18 protein-coding genes and 2 pseudogenes are annotated in these 20,355 nt (G+C 52.7%); 17 read left to right on the forward strand and 3 right to left on the reverse strand.

Annotated elements, in window-relative coordinates:
- The first annotated feature begins 313 nt into the window (after positions 1–313).
- The 8 genes from OMP40_RS07345 (at position 314) to OMP40_RS07380 (ending at position 6,044) form a co-directional block, all read left to right on the forward strand.
- Entirely contained in the window at positions 314–520 is a 207-nt protein-coding gene (locus tag OMP40_RS07345) for a hypothetical protein (protein ID WP_277530371.1), read from the forward strand.
- Positions 521–1,137: 617 nt separating this feature from the next.
- Positions 1,138–1,569 (forward strand): HD domain-containing protein, encoded by a 432-nt coding sequence (locus OMP40_RS07350; RefSeq protein ID WP_277530373.1) that lies wholly within the window; start codon positions 1,138–1,140, stop codon positions 1,567–1,569.
- Between the two features lie 43 nt (positions 1,570–1,612).
- Positions 1,613–1,984, forward strand: coding sequence for an HD domain-containing protein (locus OMP40_RS07355; RefSeq protein WP_277530375.1), 372 nt, complete (start codon positions 1,613–1,615; stop codon positions 1,982–1,984).
- Positions 1,944–2,903 carry an ATP-binding protein gene (locus OMP40_RS07360; protein ID WP_277530376.1) on the forward strand — a complete coding sequence of 320 codons (960 nt, stop codon included), beginning with the start codon at positions 1,944–1,946 and terminating at the stop codon, positions 2,901–2,903. The genes OMP40_RS07355 and OMP40_RS07360 overlap by 41 nt, the downstream gene beginning before the upstream one ends.
- Positions 2,904–3,153: 250 nt before the next feature.
- Positions 3,154–3,489: a hypothetical protein gene (locus OMP40_RS07365; protein ID WP_277530378.1), complete on the forward strand. Its 336-nt coding sequence runs from the start codon at positions 3,154–3,156 to the stop codon at positions 3,487–3,489.
- A gap of 120 nt (positions 3,490–3,609) precedes the next feature.
- Complete coding sequence (locus tag OMP40_RS07370; protein WP_277530380.1) at positions 3,610–3,969, forward strand: hypothetical protein; 360 nt, start codon at positions 3,610–3,612, stop codon at positions 3,967–3,969.
- A gap of 313 nt (positions 3,970–4,282) precedes the next feature.
- On the forward strand, positions 4,283–4,813 hold the full coding sequence (locus OMP40_RS07375) for a TetR/AcrR family transcriptional regulator (protein WP_277530382.1): 531 nt from the start codon (positions 4,283–4,285) through the stop codon (positions 4,811–4,813).
- A gap of 106 nt (positions 4,814–4,919) precedes the next feature.
- Positions 4,920–6,044 carry an NADH-dependent flavin oxidoreductase gene (locus tag OMP40_RS07380; RefSeq protein WP_277530385.1) on the forward strand — a complete coding sequence of 375 codons (1,125 nt, stop codon included), beginning with the start codon at positions 4,920–4,922 and terminating at the stop codon, positions 6,042–6,044.
- Positions 6,045–6,406: 362 nt separating this feature from the next.
- On the opposite strand, the gene OMP40_RS07385 is transcribed toward OMP40_RS07380, so the two are convergent.
- Positions 6,407–7,075, reverse strand: a complete 669-nt coding sequence (locus OMP40_RS07385; RefSeq protein WP_277530387.1) for a DUF559 domain-containing protein — start codon at positions 7,073–7,075, stop codon at positions 6,407–6,409.
- 276 nt (positions 7,076–7,351) lie between these two features.
- On the opposite strand from OMP40_RS07385, the gene OMP40_RS07390 reads away from it, so the two are divergent.
- A complete protein-coding gene (locus tag OMP40_RS07390; RefSeq protein ID WP_277530389.1) occupies positions 7,352–8,926 on the forward strand; it encodes an ABC-F family ATP-binding cassette domain-containing protein in 1,575 nt (524 codons plus the stop codon).
- Positions 8,927–8,996: 70 nt separating this feature from the next.
- Here the strand turns inward: OMP40_RS07390 and OMP40_RS07395 are convergent, their stop codons facing one another.
- On the reverse strand, positions 8,997–9,884 hold the full coding sequence (locus OMP40_RS07395; RefSeq protein WP_277530390.1) for a TolB family protein: 888 nt from the start codon (positions 9,882–9,884) through the stop codon (positions 8,997–8,999).
- 296 nt (positions 9,885–10,180) lie between these two features.
- Between OMP40_RS07395 and OMP40_RS07400 the strand changes: the two genes are divergently transcribed.
- The 5 genes and pseudogenes from OMP40_RS07400 (at position 10,181) to OMP40_RS07420 (ending at position 15,664) form a co-directional block, all read left to right on the forward strand.
- The gene (locus OMP40_RS07400; protein ID WP_277530391.1) at positions 10,181–10,489 is read left to right on the forward strand and encodes a DUF2628 domain-containing protein; all 309 of its coding nucleotides are present in this window, start codon (positions 10,181–10,183) and stop codon (positions 10,487–10,489) included.
- A gap of 336 nt (positions 10,490–10,825) precedes the next feature.
- Positions 10,826–11,387, forward strand: a pseudogene (locus tag OMP40_RS07405) (NADAR family protein).
- 531 nt (positions 11,388–11,918) lie between these two features.
- On the forward strand, positions 11,919–13,310 hold the full coding sequence (locus OMP40_RS07410) for a glycosyltransferase family 2 protein (protein WP_277530393.1): 1,392 nt from the start codon (positions 11,919–11,921) through the stop codon (positions 13,308–13,310).
- Between the two features lie 390 nt (positions 13,311–13,700).
- Entirely contained in the window at positions 13,701–14,075 is a 375-nt protein-coding gene (locus tag OMP40_RS07415) for a hypothetical protein (RefSeq protein ID WP_277530395.1), read from the forward strand.
- On the forward strand, positions 14,072–15,664 hold the full coding sequence (locus OMP40_RS07420; RefSeq protein WP_277530396.1) for a chitinase: 1,593 nt from the start codon (positions 14,072–14,074) through the stop codon (positions 15,662–15,664). Before OMP40_RS07415 ends, OMP40_RS07420 begins: the two co-directional genes overlap by 4 nt.
- A 95-nt stretch (positions 15,665–15,759) precedes the next feature.
- Here OMP40_RS07420 and OMP40_RS07425 read toward each other — a convergent pair whose 3' ends face one another.
- Positions 15,760–17,277, reverse strand: a complete 1,518-nt coding sequence (locus OMP40_RS07425; RefSeq protein ID WP_277530398.1) for a vWA domain-containing protein — start codon at positions 17,275–17,277, stop codon at positions 15,760–15,762.
- Between the two features lie 326 nt (positions 17,278–17,603).
- Here OMP40_RS07425 and OMP40_RS07430 point away from each other — a divergent pair, with 326 nt between their 5' ends.
- From OMP40_RS07430 to OMP40_RS41305, 3 genes and pseudogenes are all read left to right on the forward strand, one after another.
- Positions 17,604–17,987 (forward strand): hypothetical protein, encoded by a 384-nt coding sequence (locus OMP40_RS07430; protein ID WP_277530401.1) that lies wholly within the window; start codon positions 17,604–17,606, stop codon positions 17,985–17,987.
- Positions 17,988–18,711: 724 nt separating this feature from the next.
- Positions 18,712–19,188: pseudogene (locus OMP40_RS41300) on the forward strand (CdaR family protein); the annotation flags it as partial.
- Between the two features lie 511 nt (positions 19,189–19,699).
- A complete protein-coding gene (locus tag OMP40_RS41305; RefSeq protein WP_420871950.1) occupies positions 19,700–19,936 on the forward strand; it encodes a helix-turn-helix transcriptional regulator in 237 nt (78 codons plus the stop codon).
- Positions 19,937–20,355: the final 419 nt, after the last annotated feature.

The raw sequence follows: 20,355 nt of genomic DNA on the forward strand, positions 1-20,355 counted from the left end.
TCCATCGAGTGCCGGACCGAGCGTACGATCTCATGCCCATATAGATAAACAAAGGGAGAGAAAGCCGTTATCTGGTTAACGTTCGAGTCCCTGTTTTTGTTTGGTTATTTCTACATTGTTACCGCTGCTGTTAAATCGACAATATAAAAGCCGTAGTAAGACAATCAACATGAAGTCAACGATTCCATCAAAGACGCGAGTATAAAAAGGCAGATTGGGAGACATTAAAGATTTTTGCGGATGTAAAAAATCAGAGGATTCTCAAAATTATCGCATTCAGATCCAAACACGGCCTCGATAAAAACCGGAATCAATGGCGACGCTGCTGGCGGAAGGCGTTTATTACCGTGCAATATACCTCGGCCCGGTCAAGTCAAACGTGAAACCGGGCACGAAGACCAGCGGCATGGGTGGCTTCAACGTATCCGGCGTTAGCATATCCTTGGCTCTGATCGCTTCCCAAATAGAAGTGTCACATCGCCAGTTTGGATTAAAGCTTAAACGGATGGGGCTGGATTGAAGAACGCTAATTCAGTATGGAATGGGCGTTCTTTGTCGTTTAGGTGTTAGGTGTTAGGTGGATTGAGGGATTTATTTTATACTTTGTTGTTTCTTTTTAAGGGTACAAACGAGTTCTCTCCAAAATTGCGGTATTTATCTATTATTTCATCTGATACATCATTTCCATTACGTAAAAGGCATTTTATTTCTAAAAAATCTTTCAGGTAATTCAATTCAGTCATTGGGTCCATTTGTTTTATTTGTTTTGGAGGGCCTTCTTTAAGTATGTTTTTCGCCATATCCATATGTCTTTCGTATAAGTGAAATGAACCTATGTGATGCATGTACCATCCTAGACCCAGGCCTAATATTGTGCAGACAACATTTCTTGAAGAAAGGTAATAAAAAAAAGGAATCTTGACGAAATTTGATAAACGAGATGTAATACTTTTGAGAAAATGGAGTTTAAAGTTTCTTGAGTCTTTAAGACTGGATCTCCGACTAAATATAGATGCTATGGTATTATAAGGAGCAGACTATTGTGTTAGTGAAAGGATGACAACAAATAAATGAATATTCCTTTGAAATTCAAAAGAGATAATCGATAAAGATATCGAATTGTCAGGATACTTATTCATGACACTTTCACAATTCGAAAAAATAATTAAGATGAGTAAATTTGAGTTTTTCTCTGAATATACTAATCATGGTATAGAGCATATTGAACGTGTATTGATGACAGCAGAAAATTTAATCGGTGATAGTATTAAGATCTTAACACCTCGAGATATTACAGTGCTCATTCTATCAATTGTTTTGCATGATTTGGGAATGCATATTACATATGAAGGATTTCAAACATTATTAGCAGATCAGAAAAATAAAAAGAATACAGTTCCTTATTTTGACCAGAAATTTTGGCATGAGGAATGGAGTATTTATTTTGAGGAAACTAAGCGGTGGAATGAAAATAGACTAATTTCGACATTTGGAAAGATAATAGAAATTAAAGAGCTGTCCAATGATAAAGATACTCTGACTGAATACGACAAAAAAACTAATCGGTGAGTTCATTAGGAGGACTCACCCTAGAATAGCCCATGAAATAGCGTTGAACGGTTTTCCGGCTACAAATAATGGTTTTATACCTTTTGCTGTAGGTATGGATGATGAATTGAGAGACATTACTGGATTGTTGGCTCGAAGTCATGGAATGGATATTCGTTCGACGTTGGATTATCTTAAAAATAAATATGGCGACTATCGTACGCCATATGGTGTCAAAATCGTTTATTTAATGATTGTTTTGAGGATTGCCGACTACCTTCATATTACTTCTGACAGAGCTCCTTATGGGGCGTTACAATTAAGGACAATTTCCAGCCCATTCTCAGTAAAGGAGTGGAATCTTCATAATTCAATTAAACATACTCATAGAAATCATGATGATCCAGAGACCTTTTTTTGTACAAGCAAATCCTGAAACGAGTGAGATGTTCTTAAAAATTCGAAGGCTTCTTAAAGATATTCAAAGCGAATTAGATTTGAGCTGGGCCATAATGGGGGAAGTTTACGGAAGGATAGATGAGCTAAAAGAAATGAAAATCACTGTTAGAAGAATACGCACTAATATTGAAGAAAAAAAATTCGTTGAACAAGTACATTATATTCCAGAAGAAGTAACCTTCGATTCAGATCCCGCTTTATTAAAATTGTTAGTGGCACCATTGTATGGAGAAAATCCGTCGTATGGGGTAAGAGAGTTACTGCAAAACGCGCTCGATGCGTGTAAGGAAAGAGAACACATGGAGCTCTCAAAAGTTCAAAATCAAAATTTTTCATATGAACCCGTTGTAAATATCTCTATAGAGAGTAACGATAAAAATGAGTATTATTTTGTAATTAATGATAACGGAATCGGAATGACGAAAGAGACAATTATTAATTTCTTTTTCAAGGCAGGTGCTTCTTTTAGAAGAAGTAGTAAGTGGATCAAAACTTTTTCTGACAAAGAAGGTCAATCCGCTGTTCAGAGGAGCGGTCGATTTGGCGTAGGTGTATTAGCATCATTTCTTCTCGGCAATGAAATTGAGGTAAGTACAAGGCATATTAATGAACATACTGGATTAAAGTTTAAGGCCACTGTGGAAGAGGAACAAATTGAATTAATAAAAGAGGCAGAACTAGAAATAGGAACTTCAATTAAAATACTTTTAAAGAAAGAGGCACTTGATGCTTTAAGAAAACAAGTTGAGGAAGAATACTATTACGAGAATGGTCGCACGAAATGTTGGTATGGTTGGTATTTATTTGACAGACCAGTTGTTAATATTAAAATTCCAAATTATTGGAATCCAAAGGGGTTAGAATTTTATAAAAAAGTTTTATATAAAGGATATTGATGGGGATGACTGGCATCCAATATATCCTGAAAAATACAACTGTGTATACTGGAAGTACGATCAGGGCAAAGATTTTTTTGTTATGCAATGGTATTGTTATTACTAATAGTTACAGGTTTCTAGGGCATAAAGCTAAATCGTTTCCAGCGTTCGGCTATCAAAATCAACCTAAACTTATAGTCATAGATAACACTGGTAACTTGCCATTATCATTAGATAGAAACAAACTTGATTGCGAAGGTCTCCCTTTTTGAGGAAGAACTTAAAAAAAGATATATGTAAAGATATTATTGCACAGTTGCTTACTGCTAAAGATATATGTTGTTTTAAAGACTATCAGGCTCAAATAAATGAGACTCAAATTCTCCACCCTGCATTGCTTTGGGAAACTAAACCCAACCATGGTACACATAACAGGCTGGGGGAAGGCAAGCTTTTATTCTTCGAAGAAGGATATGCTTTATTGCATAGATATACTTTAGAGGTTCTTTCAAAAGATGTTATAACGTGGTTTTGGTTGAAGAATACTAAGAGCATTGACTTTAAATCCTTACAACAATCATTTTCGGGGGGCAGTTTTTTCTAAATATGCATTAAGTGAATACCGCTCAATATTAAAGAGTATTTTATATGAGAGAACTCTCGTTCAGAATTCGTATAATATAATTTCAAAAAGAATTTTCATAAAAAAAAGCTGATTATCAAAATGCATTTACAGAAACGGGAAATTACAGAATTAAAAAAAGAAATTAAAAAGATCATGAATATTGAAAGTGAAAACAGATTATGGATAAGCGTTACATTAGGTAGTCCCGAAAAATCTACAATTGATTTTGAGTTTCTTTCTGATTATTCTAATCAAATTGACCTTGTTATTGATCACGGTATTTCACCAAGAAATATTAGAAGAAAGAACGATAACGTTGAATATAAAGATTACATCCAAGAATTGTTAGATTGTTACATTGGGAGAAACGTGGTTATTCCCTATGATCTTGAAGAAAGAAGAAAAAAATATCCCAAAGCATTTAATGAATTAGAAAGTTATATGCATAAATATTTGTAATTTAGGGCAGAGGGGATGTATCCGATAGTTGGAGCGATTGGATCTCGTATGCGGACAATCCGATCGGTACGGAAGACAAAGAAGGTCCGAAAGAGGCATAATCGTCATCGACGCACATGTACATCGCCACGCGGTCAGCGTCTGGCGGTGTATTTTTTTTATGTCCTGCACCCGACAAGCATCAACTTGATACAGAGGCATCACACTTAGTTATGGACTAATCGGTCCTTAATGATGTATACTGCTGCTTAAGAGGTGATGCAGGATGGCCCGCCCGCGCAATTTCGATGAGGAAGACGTGCTAAGGAAGGCTATGGCGCTATTTTGGTCAAAAGGCTATGAATCCACCTCGCTGGCCGATTTGCTTCAAACGACGGGGCTGAGCAAGAGCAGCCTGTACGAAACGTTCGGAAGCAAGCGCGAGCTGTTTCTCCGGGCATTCCAACTGTATAAGAAGGATCGTATGGACGGTTTGACCGCAGGCTTGAGTCAGCCCGATGCTTACCTGGCGCTCACAAACGCCTTTAAGACGGTGCTGGACGGCAAGGGAAATCAGATGGGCTGCATGACCGCGAATGAAGCCATTGAGCTGGCTCCCCACGACCCCAAGCTGCAAGAGATGGTGGAGAGCGACTTTTACAATATCGAGGAAGTTTTTCGGCAGACCATCGAGCGAGGCAAAGAAAACGGTTCGCTCCGCGCCGGACTTGATTCTCGCAAAATGGCTCGCTTCCTCACGGTATCGCTGCAAGGCATTAACGTCATGATTCGAGCGCAAGCCAAGCGAGAGGTCTTGGAGGATTTCATATCCGTTGCGCTGGAAAAGCTGAACGAACGCGAATGAGGGTTCGTTTTCTTTTTCACCATTATGGACCGAATGGTCCGTAATTATAATGCTTATTATGGACCGAACGGTCTTTAATAATACAAACATTAAAAGGAGAATGAACATGAACAAATCTTACGAAGCGCTATTCGCATCCTTCCGTTTTCCTTCGGGCGTAACCGTCGACAATCGCGTGACGATGGCGCCGATGACCCTTATGGCGTCCGCCGCTAACGGAGAAGTGACGGACGACGAACTGGCGTATTACGAGCTCCGTTCCCGCGGAATCGGCACGCTGTTCACCTCCAGCGCGCTCGTGTCGCAATCCGGCAAGCTGGGGGAGAACCTATTCGCCATCGACAACGACGACTTGCTGCCGGGATTGACGAAATTGGCGTCCGTCATCCGGAAAAACGGAACCAAGGCGTTCATTCAACTTTTTCATGGCGGCCGGTTGAGCAATCCTGCCTTGCTCCCGGGCGGCCAAGCGCTTGGCGCGAGCGCAGTCGCGGCAGAGCGCGAGGGGGCAGCCGTACCCAAGGCCATGACGGAAGCGGAAATCGAATCGGTCGTCGATGATTTCGCCCAGGCGGCGCGCAGAGCGATTGAAGCGGGCTTTGACGGGGTCGAGATTCATGGCGCAAACGGCTTTTTGCTTCAGCAATTTTTCTCGCCGCATTCGAACCGCAGGGAAGACAAGTGGGGCGGGACCTTGGAGAAGCGCATGAACTTTCCGCTCGAAGTGATTAGACGGGTGAAGGATACGGTTGCTAAGCACGCCTCATCTCCGTTCGCCGTCGGATATCGCTTGTCTCCCGAAGAGAATGAAAACCCGGGAATTACGATGGCCGATACGCTTCGATTCGTGGATGTGCTGGCGGAACAAGGCTTGGATTTTATACACGTATCCGTGGATCGCTTCTGGGCCGGTCCGAGGAGAGAGGAGAACAGCGCGAAGTCGAGGGTCGTCATGATCCAGGAACAAGCGGGAGGGCGCGTGCCCGTTATCGGCGTCGGCGGCTTATGGACGCCGGAAGATGTCGTTCAAGCGCTTGGAACCGGCATCCCTTTAGTGGGGCTCGGCCATGCCATGCTGCTGAATCCGGATTGGATCGAAAAGGTTCGGTCCGGTCGCGAAGCGGAAATCACGACGCTGCTCTCGCGCTCCTCGCAAAAGGAGTTGCGGATTCCGGATAAGATGTGGGGGATGATCACCAACGTCCCGGGGTGGTTTAACGTGGTGGATTAACGACATCGTTACGGACGGGGAAAACGTAAGGCAAAGGGGAGCAGACGCCATGGCGGTGTTTGCTCCCCTTTTGCCTTACGCGCGCCTGGAGGTTAGTGGAGGTGCCTCGCAACCGCCCACCGTCAATCGGCCTCGCTTACCGCGCAAAAGTGCACGATCGCCGTCCCCACCATTCCAACGCCTCGTCTACCGCGCAAAAGTGCACGATTGGCTCCCGAAACACACCAGTTCTCTTCTGTAAAGCGAATCTACCGCGCACTTATGCACGGTAGATCGCCTGAATTTGCCTTTTTTGGCTATGTACGGTGCACTTTTGCGCGACAGCTCCCAGTCACCTCCGCCACTTCGGAGTCCCCAGCCGCCTACAGAAGCTTGAACGCCGCAGGCTGCGCTGCGTATTTTCGCACGAATTTGCTGTCCGGATGGCTCACTGCGGCGAACAAGCCTTTACTGCACAAGGACTGCAGCGTTCGAACTGCCGTACGCCGGTTGATCTGCAGATGCTCGGCCACATCGACGGGGCGCAGGGGACGCGATCGTGTGCACGCTAGCCGGATCGTCTCGCGTTCTGTGAGCTCCGTGAGGCTGACCGGCGATTCATGAGCGTAAAATCTGCTCAGCAGCATCCGTAGAAGCGTGATGCACAACTCGGGCCGCTCGGCGACGTCGTCATAGGAAAACGAAATGACGAGATAGCCCATTGCCGTCAGGAAAGTTTCCCGATTTAATTCGTTGCAGTCTTTCCTCCTGTCCATATCCCTGACATGTGGACCGAATCCTTTGATCTCGATGACGAGTCTCACCGCCGGGTGGATCCAAACGAAGTCGCAGAAATACGACAGCCCGCGCCAATCCGTCACTTCGTACTCAGGATGCAGCCCGTCGAAACTGCCGCGAAGTTTCCACCATACATTTTGACAAAATAGCCGTTCGGCCTCGCGGTGTCCGCGCTCCAGCCGTCCTCTGCGTTCACCGCTCCTCCGGGCCAAATGTGATTGGATAAATTCAGCATGCGCTTGTTCAAGGTTCATCTCCCTCGCAACCCCCTTAAAAATAAAAAACGCCCCGTCTGCATTCTCAAGGAATGTAGAGGGACGTGCTTCGTCTCTTAAGAAGAGTATATGTCAACCGGCAAGTATCGTCCATACGCGATCCTAAAGCCCCAGTTATGTCTGTATCCGTTTCTGCAAAAATACTTCGTCCACGGCGTGATGATCGGAGCGGTCAAAGGCTAGCCATCGGAGAAGTATCCGTGAAGCGGGAATGGTATAATCACGCTAGCGTGTTGAACGGGAAGGGTGATTGCCATGAGCGTGATCCGTTTGGAGAACGTCACGAAGAAGTACGAAGCGTCCATGATTTTCCGCGATATTTATTTTCGGGTGATGCAAGGGGAGCGTATCGGTCTCATCGGGCGGAACGGCGCCGGCAAGTCGACGGTATTTAAGCTCATCATGGGCCAAGAGGAGCCAAGTTCCGGCAGAGTCGAAATAGATCCCCAGGTGCGCATCGGGTATTTCTCGCAATTCTCGGAATTGCGCGGAAGCCTGTCCGTTCAGCAAGAACTGGAAGCATGCTTCGAGCAGGTGGCCCTGATCGAGCGCGAGCTGCAAGAGGTCGGAGATAAGCTGGGCGTCGTTGCCGACGATAGCGAAATGAACGGACTGCTCGCGAGGCAGGCGGAGCTATTCGAGCAAATGGACCATCTCGATGGCTGGAACGTATCCGTCGAGATCGACACGGTGTTGACGAAGCTGGGGTTTAACGACAGATCGCGTCATCAGCCGATCGATGCGTTGTCCGGCGGGTGGCGCAACCGCGCGGCGCTCGCGAAGATGTTGATCGAGCTGCCCGACGTCGTACTGCTCGACGAGCCGACGAATTACTTGGATATGGAAGGTATCGCATGGCTGGAGCAATGGCTGTACCGGTTCAAGGGCGCCATGATCCTGGTGTCGCATGACCGGCAATTCATCGATAAAGTCGTCACGCGCACGATCGAGATCGAGAACTATCATTTTCAGGAATACGAAGGCAACTACACCGATTACGTCCGCAAGAAGAAGATGCGCAAGAAGGAGCTGGACCGACAATTCGAGTGGGAGGAAGAGCTGCTGCTCATGGAGTCCGAGGCGATCGACGACCGTGCGAGCCGGAAGTCCGGTTCCAAGGACCGTCTCTCGCGCAAGCTGGCGGACAACAAGAAGCGGATCGAGCCGCACCCCGTTAACGTGCTGATCACCGATATTTACGAGAGGCTGCGCTTCCCGGACAAGCTATGCGAAGTGAAGGGAATCGCGCAAACCTACGAGGGACGGCGGATCTTCGAAAACGTGAGCTTCGATATTCAGAAGGAAGATCGCCTGGTCATCGCGGGACCGAACGGAAGCGGGAAGTCTACGCTCATCAAGGCGCTCACCGGAGCGGAGAAGCCGGAATCCGGAGAGGTGATCTGGGAAAGGGGGGTCAGCTACGCCTATTTCAACCGGATGTGGGAGGAGCTCGATCCCAAGGATACCGTGAGCCACGCCGTGAATACGTACGGACTGGGACTGGATGCGCCGCGCAAAAAGGTGAACAAATTTCTGGCCATGCTGCAATTCTCGGAAGCGGATCTGAGCAAGGCGATCGGCCATCTGTCCGGCGGACAGAAAGCGCGGGTGGCGCTGGCCAAATGTCTCCTTTCGGGCGCGGCCGTAATCATCCTGGACGAGCCGACCAACCATTTGGATCTCACGAGCATTCAAGTCATGGAGCAAGCGCTGATCCATTTTCCCGGCGCCGTCGTCACGGTAAGCCACGATCGATTCTTCATCGATAAGATCGGGACGAAGATGCTGACCTTCGATCCGGCAAAGGGCGTGACGTCGCAGGCTTTGTAAGGATATATGAAATAACGGCACGGCAGAAGTCCGAGAGCGTGGCTCTCGGGCTTTTCTGCCGTGCGCACGCTTATGCTTGCTCGGCAAGCCGGTAGCTGACGAACGCCAAGGTGCGGCTATCGGGTGCCCAGGAATTCACGTTCAGCGTCCCTTGTCCGCCGAACAAGGAGACGAGAGGGCGGGACTCGCCGCCGGCGGCAGGCATCAAGCGCAGCTCGACGTGCTTGTTCGCAGGGTGATCGCCCGGCGCGACGTCGCCCTTGCGGTAGGCGATGTAGACGACCCATTGTCCGTCCGGCGAGACGTGGGGAAACCAGTTGTTGCTCTCCTCGGTCGTCATGCGGACTTGCTCGCTGCCGTCGGCGTTCATGCGCCACACCTGCATAAGTCCGGACCGAACGGAATTGAACCAGATATGACGGCCGTCCGGCGAATACTCGGGGCCGTCGTTCAGACCCGGCGCGTCGGTCAGCTGCGTCTCGATGCCACCGATCGCGGGGATCGTATAGATGTCGTACGCGCCGTCACGCTCCGCGCAATAGGCGAGCGTGCTGCCGTCGGGCGACCAGCCGTGCAGGTAGCTTGGGGCCATCGGCGTGACGAGCATGGGGTGTCCGCCCTCCAAGGGAAGGACGTAGATGCGCGACTGGCCGTCCTCGAACGTATGGTGGCTCACGGCGATTCGGCCATTATCGGGCGACAGGACGTGGTCGTTGTTGCATTGAACCGCGAAGCCCGAGTCGATCGCCTGGCTTTTGTTTTCGGCAATGTCGTATGCATAGAGGCGTCCCTGGCTGTTGTAGATTAGCCGGTTGCCGTCGCGGGTCCAGTTGGGCGCTTCGATCAGATGATCGAACTCGGCTAGAACGCGGCGCTCGCCGCTGTGAATGTCCACCGTCTCAAGGATGCTGACGATCGGGCTGACATCGGGCTTGCGAGGCATTTTTAATCTGTTCATAACGCTTGTCTCCCTTGTTTGCGCCGAGGGGGGAAGGCCTGCGGCTTCGTAGGATTAACAACGATTGTGAACGCGCGTTTAATTATTTGAGTTTTCATCATACACAGGGACTTAAAGCGTTGTCAATTTTTCTCGCGGAGTTAAATAGGACTGAATAATTAGTTGTAGGAACGAAGTCATTGGATGAATCATTTTTCCTAAATCGACAGGAAAGATAATGATCGACAAAATCAGACTTATTTCCTATAATTAGATGTACTGATGGAAAAATAAACTAAAATGAGGAGAGATTTTCAATGCGTATTCGTTTGAGAAACGAAGCGGGTGGATTAAAAGAAGCAAAAGTCGGGTTTAGCTGGACGACTTTTTTCTTTGGGTTTTTCCCCGCCTTGTTCAGAGGCGATTTAAAATGGGCTGCCATTATGTTCATCACCTCAGTTGCCGTAGGATTCTTTACACTTGGCATTGGCGCTTGGGTGCCCGGCATTATTTTTTCTTTTATCTATAACAAGATGTACATCAAAGAATTGCTCGAAAAAGGTTATCGTCCTGCTGACGAGCACACGCAATCCACGCTCCAGACGAACGGAATCATCGCGGCTTAATCGACATTTGCGGGTCGAAGCACGAGCCGGTCTAAGCCGCTGCTGCGGAAAATGGCGGCGGCGGACATGGCGGTCGCGGCAGTCGGCCCGGGAATCGCCAAAGAGACGTCTCGCCCAGGTCGAGATTGCAAATTATGGCGTCGAGAGCCAACGTCGACGAATGGCCTCTTACATCGAATCAAACATCGCCAGGCGGCCCAAGAGCTCTGGCGATGTTTTTTTGCAATGAGAAAATCGCGGATTGACAATCGGATCTAATTGTATTAATTTGATAATATCAAAGTGATAATAACAGAAATGCCGGCAAAGTCTATTATAGAAAGCGGGAGAACTTTTATGTATAACCAACTAGAGCAACTTCGACGCGCATACAACGCAGGCGAAAGGCCAAAGTTTCTGTTTTTCTGGGGACATACGCCGCCGGCGGACGGAAGCGTGAATCAGAGTTGCCTGAGCCAATGGTGGATATCCAAGTTCGAGGTCGACGGCGTAGTCTACTCTTGCACGGAACAGTACATGATGGCGGAAAAGGCGCGGCTTTTTGGCGATGCGGAGGCGCTTCGTAAAATTATGAGTGCCTCGCAGCCCAAGGAAATGAAGGCCTTAGGCCGGGCGGTCAAACCCTTTCAAAGTACGGTCTGGGAGCAGAACAGCTATGAGATCGTAAAAAAGAGGTAACTACGCAAAGTTCTCGCAAGATCGGAAGCTGTGGGAGTTTCTGAAATCGACAAAAGATCTAATTCTGGTGGAGGCGAGCCCGTTCGACCGGATCTGGGGAATCGGATTGGAGAAGGATCATCCGGATGCGAAAAATCCGTTAAAGTGGCGCGGCTTGAACTTGCTAGGCTTTGCTTTGACCGAGGTCAGGGACAACTTGCTAGAGGAAGAGGGAAGTTAGACGTGGATCGGAAAATAATAGCGAGAGATACGCTCCAAAATACGCGGAGGGTTTTTGATGCTGTATTCGGCAGGGCTAAATAAGATGAACAACCATTCACCTATTGAGGAAGAATGGTATACGGTCGGCGTTCCCGTGCCGACATTTGCGGACCGTATTCGATTGGTCCGAATCGCCGTAGCGTCGGCTCGTCCCTATCCAGACCCAAACATCGCGAAGCCGCCTGACGGCCCTGGCGATGTTTTTGCGTTCTACCCGCATATAATGAGATCTCTGTCCATATGATTTACAGCCAAAGACAACCATTAGCCGTCGGGCTTAATTAAAATCTTGGTGTAAATATAGGCTGGAGGAGGTCCGACTCATCCTATGGCGCGTTTGCGACGCACGAGGAAGCTGGCACGGAAACGGCAGTGGGGAACGGAACGGCATGCCACGCCGCTTTCTGTTTTTCACGACAAGCCGTCCACCCGAAAAATGGTGTTTAGCCGCTTAGCGATGATTTTGACGGTCGGATTTTGGGGCGTTTATGTGGTAACCACCATTTTAAAGCAATATTTCAAGGGGCCGAATACGTTTCAATACGTCATGGAGTCCCTCGCCTATTTGATCATCGTCACGCTGCTTACTTTCTCGGCCCTCATGTACCTCCTCGCAAGGCAGGGTGCCCTGCTGCGGTTCAGTAGACATGTGCGCGTGCCTCGCGCGGAGATTGATCGGTACTTTGAGCAGAACCAGCCGACGATTACCGTATTGATCCCGTCCTATGACGAAGAACCGGAGGTTGTTCGCAAGACGCTGCTGTCCGCCGCGCTCCAGGAGTATCCCCGCATTCGTATCGTTCTCCTTCTGGACGACGCCCCCTATCCGACAGATCCGGCGGCTTCGGCCCGCCTCGAGGCCACCCGGCAGTTGGCCAAGGATATCGCAGATTTGTTTGCCGGCCCCCGCCGGCTGTTTGAAACCAAGCTCGCAGAATTTCTGCTTGAACAAGCTTCGTCATCTCATGTCGGACCGGCGGTCGCGAAGGAACTGGCCGCGCACTATGCCTATGCGGCGAATTGGCTGGATCAGTTGGTCAAGAAGGAAGAGATCGGCGACCATGTCGGGCGATTTTTCGCGGATGATGTCGTGCGCGGTTTATCGAAGGAATTGCGCCTTGTTCGCGAAGCTTTGCTCGCCTCCTACAACGAACAGGCAAGTCTGCCCGTCTCCAGGGTCGGCCAGCTTTATCGGCGTCTGACCTGGATATTCGATAAAGAGCTGGATGTTTTCGAGCGGAAAAAGTTCGCATCGTTGTCTCACGAGCCCAATAAAGCCATGAACCTGAATTCGTATATCGGATTGATGGGCCATACGTACAATCTGGTACATACGCCGGACGGACCTATACTCGTGCCCGCGTCCGAGACTCGGAGCGGCGAGCGGGTCGCATTTCCGGATAGCGAATTCGTACTTACGCTCGATGCCGATTCCATTCTGCGTCCCGGATACTGCCTGCGTCTGGTCTACTTTATGCAGCAGCCGGATCATGCCCGCGTTGCGGTCGTTCAGACACCGTATTCTTCTTTTCGCGGCGCCGCGACCCGCATCGAGCGGATTGCCGGAGCCACCACGGACATCCAGCACATTTTGCACCAGGGCATGACGCACTACGACGCGACGTTCTGGGTCGGCGCGAATGCGATTATAAGGAAATCCGCGCTGGAAGACATCGGCGAGACGGAATGGGTGGGCGGCTTTAAAATACGGAGGTTTATTCAGGATCGCACAGTGATTGAAGATACGGAATCCAGCGTCGATCTGGCCCGGCATGGCTGGACGCTGGTCAATTATCCCGAACGGCTGAGCTACAGCGCCACCCCGCCCGACTTTGGTTCGCTTATCGTCCAGCGGCGCCGATGGGCGAACGGGGGGGGCTGATCGTCTTGCCGAAGCTGTGGGCTTTGGTCCGAGAGCGCAACAGACAAGGAAAGGGAATATCCAAGGCCGAGATCCTGCTGCGTTTAAACTATCTGGCTTCCATTGCGTGGGCAAGCTTCGGTTTGTTGTTTCTGTTGGCTTATCCGATCGACGGGCGCCTTCTGAGTCCGTTCGTCCTTCTTGCGGCGCTGCCGTATTTCCTGGCGATGTCGGGCGATCTAAAGTATAGCAGCTACAAACGGAGCGATATTTTCAGGATTTACGGCTTCAACTTAATTCTGCTGCCCGTGAATCTGGCCGGCGTGCTGAAATCCATGCAGCAGGCATTGAGCGCTAAAAAAAATTCCGTTTGCCCGGACGCCAAAGATCAAGGAGCGCACGATCTCTCCCATGCTGTACGTCGTTTCGCCGTTTCTCATCGTCGGCATTTCGCTCCTCATTTTGTGGCGCGGCATCGTGCAGCAGAACTGGGGCAATGCGGCCTTTGCGGCATTCAACGCCCTGACTGCCGCATGGGCGGTCGCGGAATTCATCGGCATCAAGCACGTCATCGTCGACGTGTGGCTCGGCATCGTCGACTGGCTGTACGTCCCTGTAAAGAAACAGCGAACGGAGCAGGAGTCGGCGTACGCGCAGCGCCCCGGATGGCAGGCTATCCTTTATCACGGCGATGCCGAGCTGCGTCCGTCTAATCGTGCGTCCGCCCAGCTTGCATTTACCGCATTCGCTCCGCACCTGGAAGAAAAAGAAGTGATGTCCTCATGACCGGCGTCACGAAGCGCGTCGTCGGGGAACGGCGATTATCGCCGCTGCGCGCGATGCTTCTATGTCTGATCCTTGCAGGCATTGCCGCCTGCGGAATCTTCGGTGCCGACGGCCTTGCGGGAAAGCTCTGGTTTGCTCGGGCTGCCGTGCCGAATCAATGGTTTGCGCCTTACGTTGACGTGACGGCGACCCCCATGTTCGCGTTCCAGAACCTGGGCGCGAATGCGCGCAAAGACGCCGTTCTTGCCTTTATCGTTTCCGATCCGGTCCATCCTTGCGAACCGTCCTGGGGCGGCGCTTACACCTTGAATCAAGCCGGCGACAGTCTTGATCTGGATCGACGGATCGCTCGGTTGAGGCAGCAGGGCGGCCATATTGCGGTCTCCTTCGGCGGCGTGAAAAACAATGAACTGGCGGTCGGCTGTACGGCTGCGGATCGGCTCTTAGCCGCCTATCAAGCGGTTGTGGACAGATATAAGCTGAATACGATCGATCTGGATCTGGAAAGCGCCGGACTGGCGGATGTCGCTGCCGGCAGCCGCCGTGCCGAGGCCATTGCCAGGCTGCAGTCGGAAAGACGGGCGGCCGGCAAACAGCTGGCGGTGTGGGTGACGCTGCCTGTCTCGCCGCAAGGCTTGCGCGAGGAGGGGACGAATGCCGTCGCGCAGCTGCTTAAGCATGGCGTCGACCTGGCGGGCGTGAACGCGATGACGATGGATTACGGCGCAAGCCGCTCGTCGGATCAGACGATGCTGGGCGCTTCGGAGAGCGCCTTGATCCAGACGGAACGCCAGCTCAAGATTCTTTATCAACAGGCAGGAGTGAATCTTAGCGACAGCACGCTATGGTCAAAGCTTGGCGCAACGCCCATGATCGGCCAAAACGATTATAAAAACGAGATTTTTACCTTGGACGATGCGCAAGCGCTTAACAGGTTTGCCCTTTCTCGCGGCATCGGCCGATTGTCCATATGGTCTGCGAACCGGGATATGATGTGCGGCAGCAATTATGTCGACGTCAGTACGGTGTCGGACGCATGCAGCGGCGTGGAACAGACGCCGTACGCCTTTTCCGATTTATTAGGCAGCGGGTATGAAGGGAATATGGTCGCGAACGCCGGTGCCGTCACCGCATCGGATCAAGCGTCCGCCAGCCAACAGCTGCCGGATGATCCGGCGACCAGTCCTTATCAGATATGGTCGCCGACAACCGTCTACCTTGTCGGCACAAAAGTCGTCCGGCATCATAATGTCTATGAAGCGAAGTGGTGGACAAAAGGCGATATTCCGGACAATCCGGTTCTTCAGTCGTGGCAGACGCCGTGGAATCTCATCGGGCCGGTATTGCCTGGCGAGAAGCCGAGTCCTCAGCCTGCTCTGCCGAAGGATGCCTATCCCGCCTGGTCAGACAAGGCTGTCTATGAAGCCGGTCAGCGGGTTGTCTTTGAAGGCGTGCCGTATCAAGCCAAATGGTGGAGTCAGGGCGAAAGCCCCTCATTTGCATCGGTAGATCCGGACAGCGCCGCATGGAAGCCGCTGACGCAGGCTCAAATCAATGCCATCTTGTCAAACTTGGAGAAGAAGGGATAATTCGCCGGGCGTAAGCTCCGGGTTCTTGCCTATGCAGATTAACCGCTGGCGCAACAAAAAAGGGGCTCTCCTTAGCGGAGGCCCCTCTTTGTCTATCATTTGCCTCGAAGCGCGATGAATGCCCTCACCAAATCCGCAAACGCCTCCTGCCGATCGCTGGCCGCGTGCTTCTCCGCCATCGCGAGCACGTTTTGCAGCCGGCTCTCCCCGACGCCTTCGCTGTCCTTCATGAGCTTGGCGAATTCGGCGACGGCGGCGACGAACAAGGTCGCATCGGACAGCTCGCCGGAAGGAGCGATCGAGGCGGCCGACTCTCGCGACCGATTGTTGTCGTCCACGTCCTTGTACCGAATCGTGACCTTGCCCCACGGTGCGGACGGAGATGCGCCGTCCTTCAATTGAAGCTCGTAGAGCGCGGTGACCGAATGCCCGGCCCCGACTTCCCCGCCGTCTACTTTGTTATTGCGAAAATCTTCGTCGGCGATCGCGCGATTCTCATAGCCGAGCAGCCGGTAGCCCTTCACTTGCGCCGGGTCGAAGTCCACCTGAATCTTGGCGTCCTTGGCGATCGTCTGCAGCGTCTCCGTCAGATGCTCCTGAAAGATCTTCTTCGCTTCGCCGATGTCGTCGATATAGGCGTAAGCGCCGTTGCCTTTGTCGGCCAGTTGCTCCATCAGCACGTCGTTATAATTGTCCATGCCGAAGCCGAAGGTGCTGAGATACAGGTTCCGCCCGGCGTAGTCCTCGATCGTGCGGAGAATGCCGTCGGGGCCGGTCTCGCCGATGTTGGCCACGCCGTCGGAGCACAGAATGACGCGGTTGATCGCATTCTCGTCGTCATTGAATCTGCTTGCCATTTTATAGCCCAACAATAATCCGGCCTCCGCATTCGTCGAGCCCTCGATCTGAAGCTCCTCGATGGCGGACAGAATCGCATCTTCATCCTCGACGGCCGTCGGCTCCAGCACCGTGCGCGCCGTCGAGCCGTACACGACGATGCCGACCCGGTCGTCAGGCTTCAACTGATTGACCAGCAGCTTCAGGCTTCGCTTGACCAATCCGATCCGGTTGTCCTGGTCCATGGAGCCGGACACGTCGACGACGAACGTCAGATTCGCTCTTTTCCGGTCCGCGGATTCGATCTCTTTGCCCTTGATGCCGATCCGCACGAGCTGCGTGCCTGCTTCCCCGAACGGAGAAGGGCCGGCGTCGACATGGATGGCGAATTTGCCTTCCTTGGGCGGCGCGTCGTTCAGGTCGAAGTAATTAACGAACTCCTCCAGTCGGATCGCCTCGGGGGGCGGCACGTTCCCGTCCTCGATATAGCTCCTCGCCAGGGTGTAAGAGCCCGTATCCACGTCCATGGCGAACGTCGACAGCCGGTCGTCCGCCGTGGACACGTAGGGATTGGTGCCGTAATCTTCGAAAAACATATCGTAGGGGGCCGAGGATGATAATTCTTTGGCGCGAGATGCCGCCGCTGCGTCCGAGTCCGACCTGGTTACCGACTGCGGCGCGCTTTCACCCGACGCTTCGTTATCGCTGCCCGAACTGCAACCGGCGATCAGCGCGCCTAGCAACAATACGGATACCATGCTCCAATTCCTCTTCATCCCGAACACCTCCGCATAATGGTTAACGCTTTCAATAACAGATGCCCTTCTGTCGCTTTTTGTTACATTAAGATTACAAGCATGTTTCTATTGCGTAACGCGCCGATCGATATGTGGACGTTCCAGGTTAAGGAAATGTTGCAATTTATGTAAACGAATTGGCTGTTTCGCGTGGCGGACAGAGGCGGAAAATATCCGGCTCGGCATGAAATATTCCGTATTCCCGCTTCTGGAAAGCCAATCCGGTTGGCAAGCCGGAAGGCCGATGCTAAGATGAGGGTTATCCTTCTCGGATGAAAGGGCTTACATATATAAGGGGGATTTCCATGCGTTTGGTCAGAGCCCGCTTCCCAAGCGTCAGAACCGTTTTCGCCAGATTCGTCATTCATTATGTCGTGCTGCTGCTCGTCCTGTCCTGCGTCGGCGCCTTCCTCTATCACCGGTCCGTGCAATATGCGGAAAAGGAGGCGATGGAATCCGGCTTGGCCAAGCTGGACAAAACCCGCGAACTGGTCGACGCGCGGCTGAAGGAGGTCGAGAGCCTCACGACGCAAGCTGTCGCTGGACACGCGCGTCCGTCACTTCCTCAGCGCCAAGAAGCCTTATTCCGGCGACGACATCATACGAATCAAGGAGATCGCCGACAGTCTGGCGACCTATCGATACAGCAACCGGTTCATCCGCGACATATTCCTTTATTTGAACAATGAGACGCTCATCTCCTCCGTCCTGCCTACGACCAACGTGAGCTTGCTGTACGGCCCGCTGCTCGCTTATGACGGAATGGACTATGCCGGCTGGCGGGAAGCGCTGCTCGGCGGATATCACTACTCCGTCTATTGGCCGGAGAACCGGATCCGGCTCGGCCAGGACCGGCCCGAGGTGCTGACGTACGTTCAATCCGTGCCGATCGGGGCGGTTCATACGTACAAAGGCGCGCTGGTCGCTTTAATCGATGCCGGGGAAGTGAGGAAGCTGCTGGCGACCGTCGTGGACGACGGCAAGGCGTGGTCCTATGTCGAGGATGCGGAGGGCCGCATCCTGACCGGGCTGGATCGGACAGGCAGCGAACGGGGCGGCCTCCGCCTGCCGGAAGGCGAACGCGGCTATATCGTACGGGACCGGGAGGGCGAAAAGCAGCTCGTCATGTACGCCGTGTCCGCGGAAAGCGGCTGGAAGTACGTCGCAGGCGTGCCGTACGACGCCGTCATCGGCAACGTGCGTTATATGAAGACGATGTATCAGACGACCATGGCGGTCGCCATCGTCGCGGGACTGCTGATCGCGGTGGCGTTCTCGTACAGCAGCAGCCGGCCGATCTTGCAGATCATCCGCAAGCTGAGGCAGGGGCTGGCCGAATCGCCCGCCTCGGACAAATCGGATTATGCGTTTTTGGCGGGCACGATCACGCAGCTGCTGGACAATCGCGAAGCGATGCGGTCCGATCTGGCCCAGCAGCAGGAGCTGGTCCGGGCGACGTTCTTCGAGCGGCTGCTGCGCGGCGGCTTCTCCCGGGAGAAGGAGATCGACAGCGTCCGCTCGTATATCGGCCTCGATCTGCCGGAGGGCGCTTACGCGGCCGTGCTGGTCGCGATCGACGCCGGCAGAGACGCGGACATGTCGCATGGGCAACTGGAGCGGCTCGATACGGCCAAAGTGCTCGTGCGCCGAATCTTCATGGAGAAGCTCCCCTATCCGTTGAAGGACTACAGCATCGATCACGACAAGCTGGCGGTGCTGCTGGCGATCGAAGGCGTGCCATGGGCGTCCGTACGGGACGCGCTGTCCGACACCGTCGCGGTGACGGCCGAGCTGCTGCTGCAGTCCTGCGGCACGGACATCCGGGTGGGCGTCGGGAGTCCGTGCCAGGGCTTGATCCAGATTCGCGATTCCTTCGAGGAGGCGGCGCAGGCGCTCGATGCGCTGGGCGACGATGCGTCCGGATCGCCGGTCTTCCACGCGGATCTGGTCCGGGAAAAGGACGACTACTACTATCCGCTCGATATCGAGACCCGTCTGATCAACCTCGTCAAGGCGGGTGATTGGACGGAAGCGGCGGCGGTGCTCGGACAGCTGCGGGAGACGAATCGCGAGCTTGCCGGCGCGGGGAGCGCCTTCGCGACGATCGAGCCGCTCGCCTTCGAGCTGAGGGGGGACGGCCGTCAAGCTGAAAAAGAGCTTCGCCGGCATCCCGGTCCGCGACGAAGACCGGCCGGATTGGCCGATCGAGAGTCTGCGCGGCGACTTGTCCGCGGACGAGCTGTTCGACCGGGCGGAAGCGCTGTTCTGCGCGATGTGCGAATGGGTGGGGCGGCAGAAAAACGATCGGCAAAAGGCGCTCGCCGGGCAGATGCTGCGCCTGGTCGAGACGCACTATCTGGAGGACGACTGGTCGCTGTACAAGTTCGCCGAGTCGCTCGGCATGACGGAGAAGTACGCTTCCCAGCTGTTCAAGGATCTGACGGGCCACAGCTTCAGTCATTATCTGGAGACGAAGCGGATGGAGCGGGCGGTCAGGCTGCTGCGCGATCAGGCCGTCTCCGTCGGCGACATCTCGCGGATGTGCGGCTATGCGAATCCGAATACGTTCTACAAAGCGTTCAAGCGCTGCTTCGGGGTCAGTCCGACCGTGTACCGTCAGGCGCTGCCCGCAGAATGAGGGCACATAGAGAGAGGGAAGCAGGCCAGTCGGCGTTTGTCGGCTGGCCTGCTCGCGCCTCTGCGCGGGTCGATCGCGCTGGGCGAATGGCTGCAGGACTGCCCCACCGCCTTGAATTCACGCCGTACGGAGAGAATCCGGGTCCAAAATCGGGAAAACGTCATGCTTTCCGACCGATATCCACTATCCGGGGCGTCGTCGCCCATGGTACGTTGACCTCGAAAAACGAGCGGCGTTCGCCGACGCCGCCAGGAGGATTGAGGACCATGAGACAGACAAGCGCCGTATCCGCGCCCGGGCCGATCGCCAAGCTGCGCAGAGAACTCCGGGACCATTATCAATTGTATGCGATGATCTCCATTCCGCTCGTCTGGCTGATCGTCTTCATGTACGTGCCGATGTACGGCGTGCAGATCGCC

The organism is Cohnella rhizosphaerae (assembly GCF_029525575.1).
GTDB classification, from domain to species: Bacteria; Bacillota; Bacilli; order Paenibacillales; family Paenibacillaceae; genus Cohnella; species Cohnella rhizosphaerae.

Excerpts from the sequence above, each read along its gene's own strand:
- OMP40_RS07390 (WP_277530389.1), top strand. The coding sequence starts at position 7,352 with ATGAGCGTGATCCGTTTGGAGAACGTCACGAAGAAGTACGAAGCGTCC.
- OMP40_RS07420 (WP_277530396.1), top strand. The coding sequence starts at position 14,072 with ATGACCGGCGTCACGAAGCGCGTCGTCGGGGAACGGCGATTATCGCCG.
- OMP40_RS41305 (WP_420871950.1), top strand. The coding sequence starts at position 19,700 with ATGACGGAGAAGTACGCTTCCCAGCTGTTCAAGGATCTGACGGGCCAC.
- OMP40_RS07385 (WP_277530387.1), bottom strand. The coding sequence starts at position 7,075 with ATGAACCTTGAACAAGCGCATGCTGAATTTATCCAATCACATTTGGCC.
- OMP40_RS07400 (WP_277530391.1), top strand. The coding sequence starts at position 10,181 with ATGCGTATTCGTTTGAGAAACGAAGCGGGTGGATTAAAAGAAGCAAAA.
- OMP40_RS07425 (WP_277530398.1), bottom strand. The coding sequence starts at position 17,277 with ATGAAGAGGAATTGGAGCATGGTATCCGTATTGTTGCTAGGCGCGCTG.
- OMP40_RS07370 (WP_277530380.1), top strand. The coding sequence starts at position 3,610 with ATGCATTTACAGAAACGGGAAATTACAGAATTAAAAAAAGAAATTAAA.
- OMP40_RS07375 (WP_277530382.1), top strand. The coding sequence starts at position 4,283 with ATGGCGCTATTTTGGTCAAAAGGCTATGAATCCACCTCGCTGGCCGAT.
- OMP40_RS07360 (WP_277530376.1), top strand. The coding sequence starts at position 1,944 with ATGATGATCCAGAGACCTTTTTTTGTACAAGCAAATCCTGAAACGAGT.
- OMP40_RS07380 (WP_277530385.1), top strand. The coding sequence starts at position 4,920 with ATGAACAAATCTTACGAAGCGCTATTCGCATCCTTCCGTTTTCCTTCG.
- OMP40_RS07430 (WP_277530401.1), top strand. The coding sequence starts at position 17,604 with ATGCGTTTGGTCAGAGCCCGCTTCCCAAGCGTCAGAACCGTTTTCGCC.
- OMP40_RS07345 (WP_277530371.1), top strand. The coding sequence starts at position 314 with ATGGCGACGCTGCTGGCGGAAGGCGTTTATTACCGTGCAATATACCTC.
- OMP40_RS07395 (WP_277530390.1), bottom strand. The coding sequence starts at position 9,884 with ATGAACAGATTAAAAATGCCTCGCAAGCCCGATGTCAGCCCGATCGTC.
- OMP40_RS07415 (WP_277530395.1), top strand. The coding sequence starts at position 13,701 with ATGCTGTACGTCGTTTCGCCGTTTCTCATCGTCGGCATTTCGCTCCTC.
- OMP40_RS07350 (WP_277530373.1), top strand. The coding sequence starts at position 1,138 with ATGACACTTTCACAATTCGAAAAAATAATTAAGATGAGTAAATTTGAG.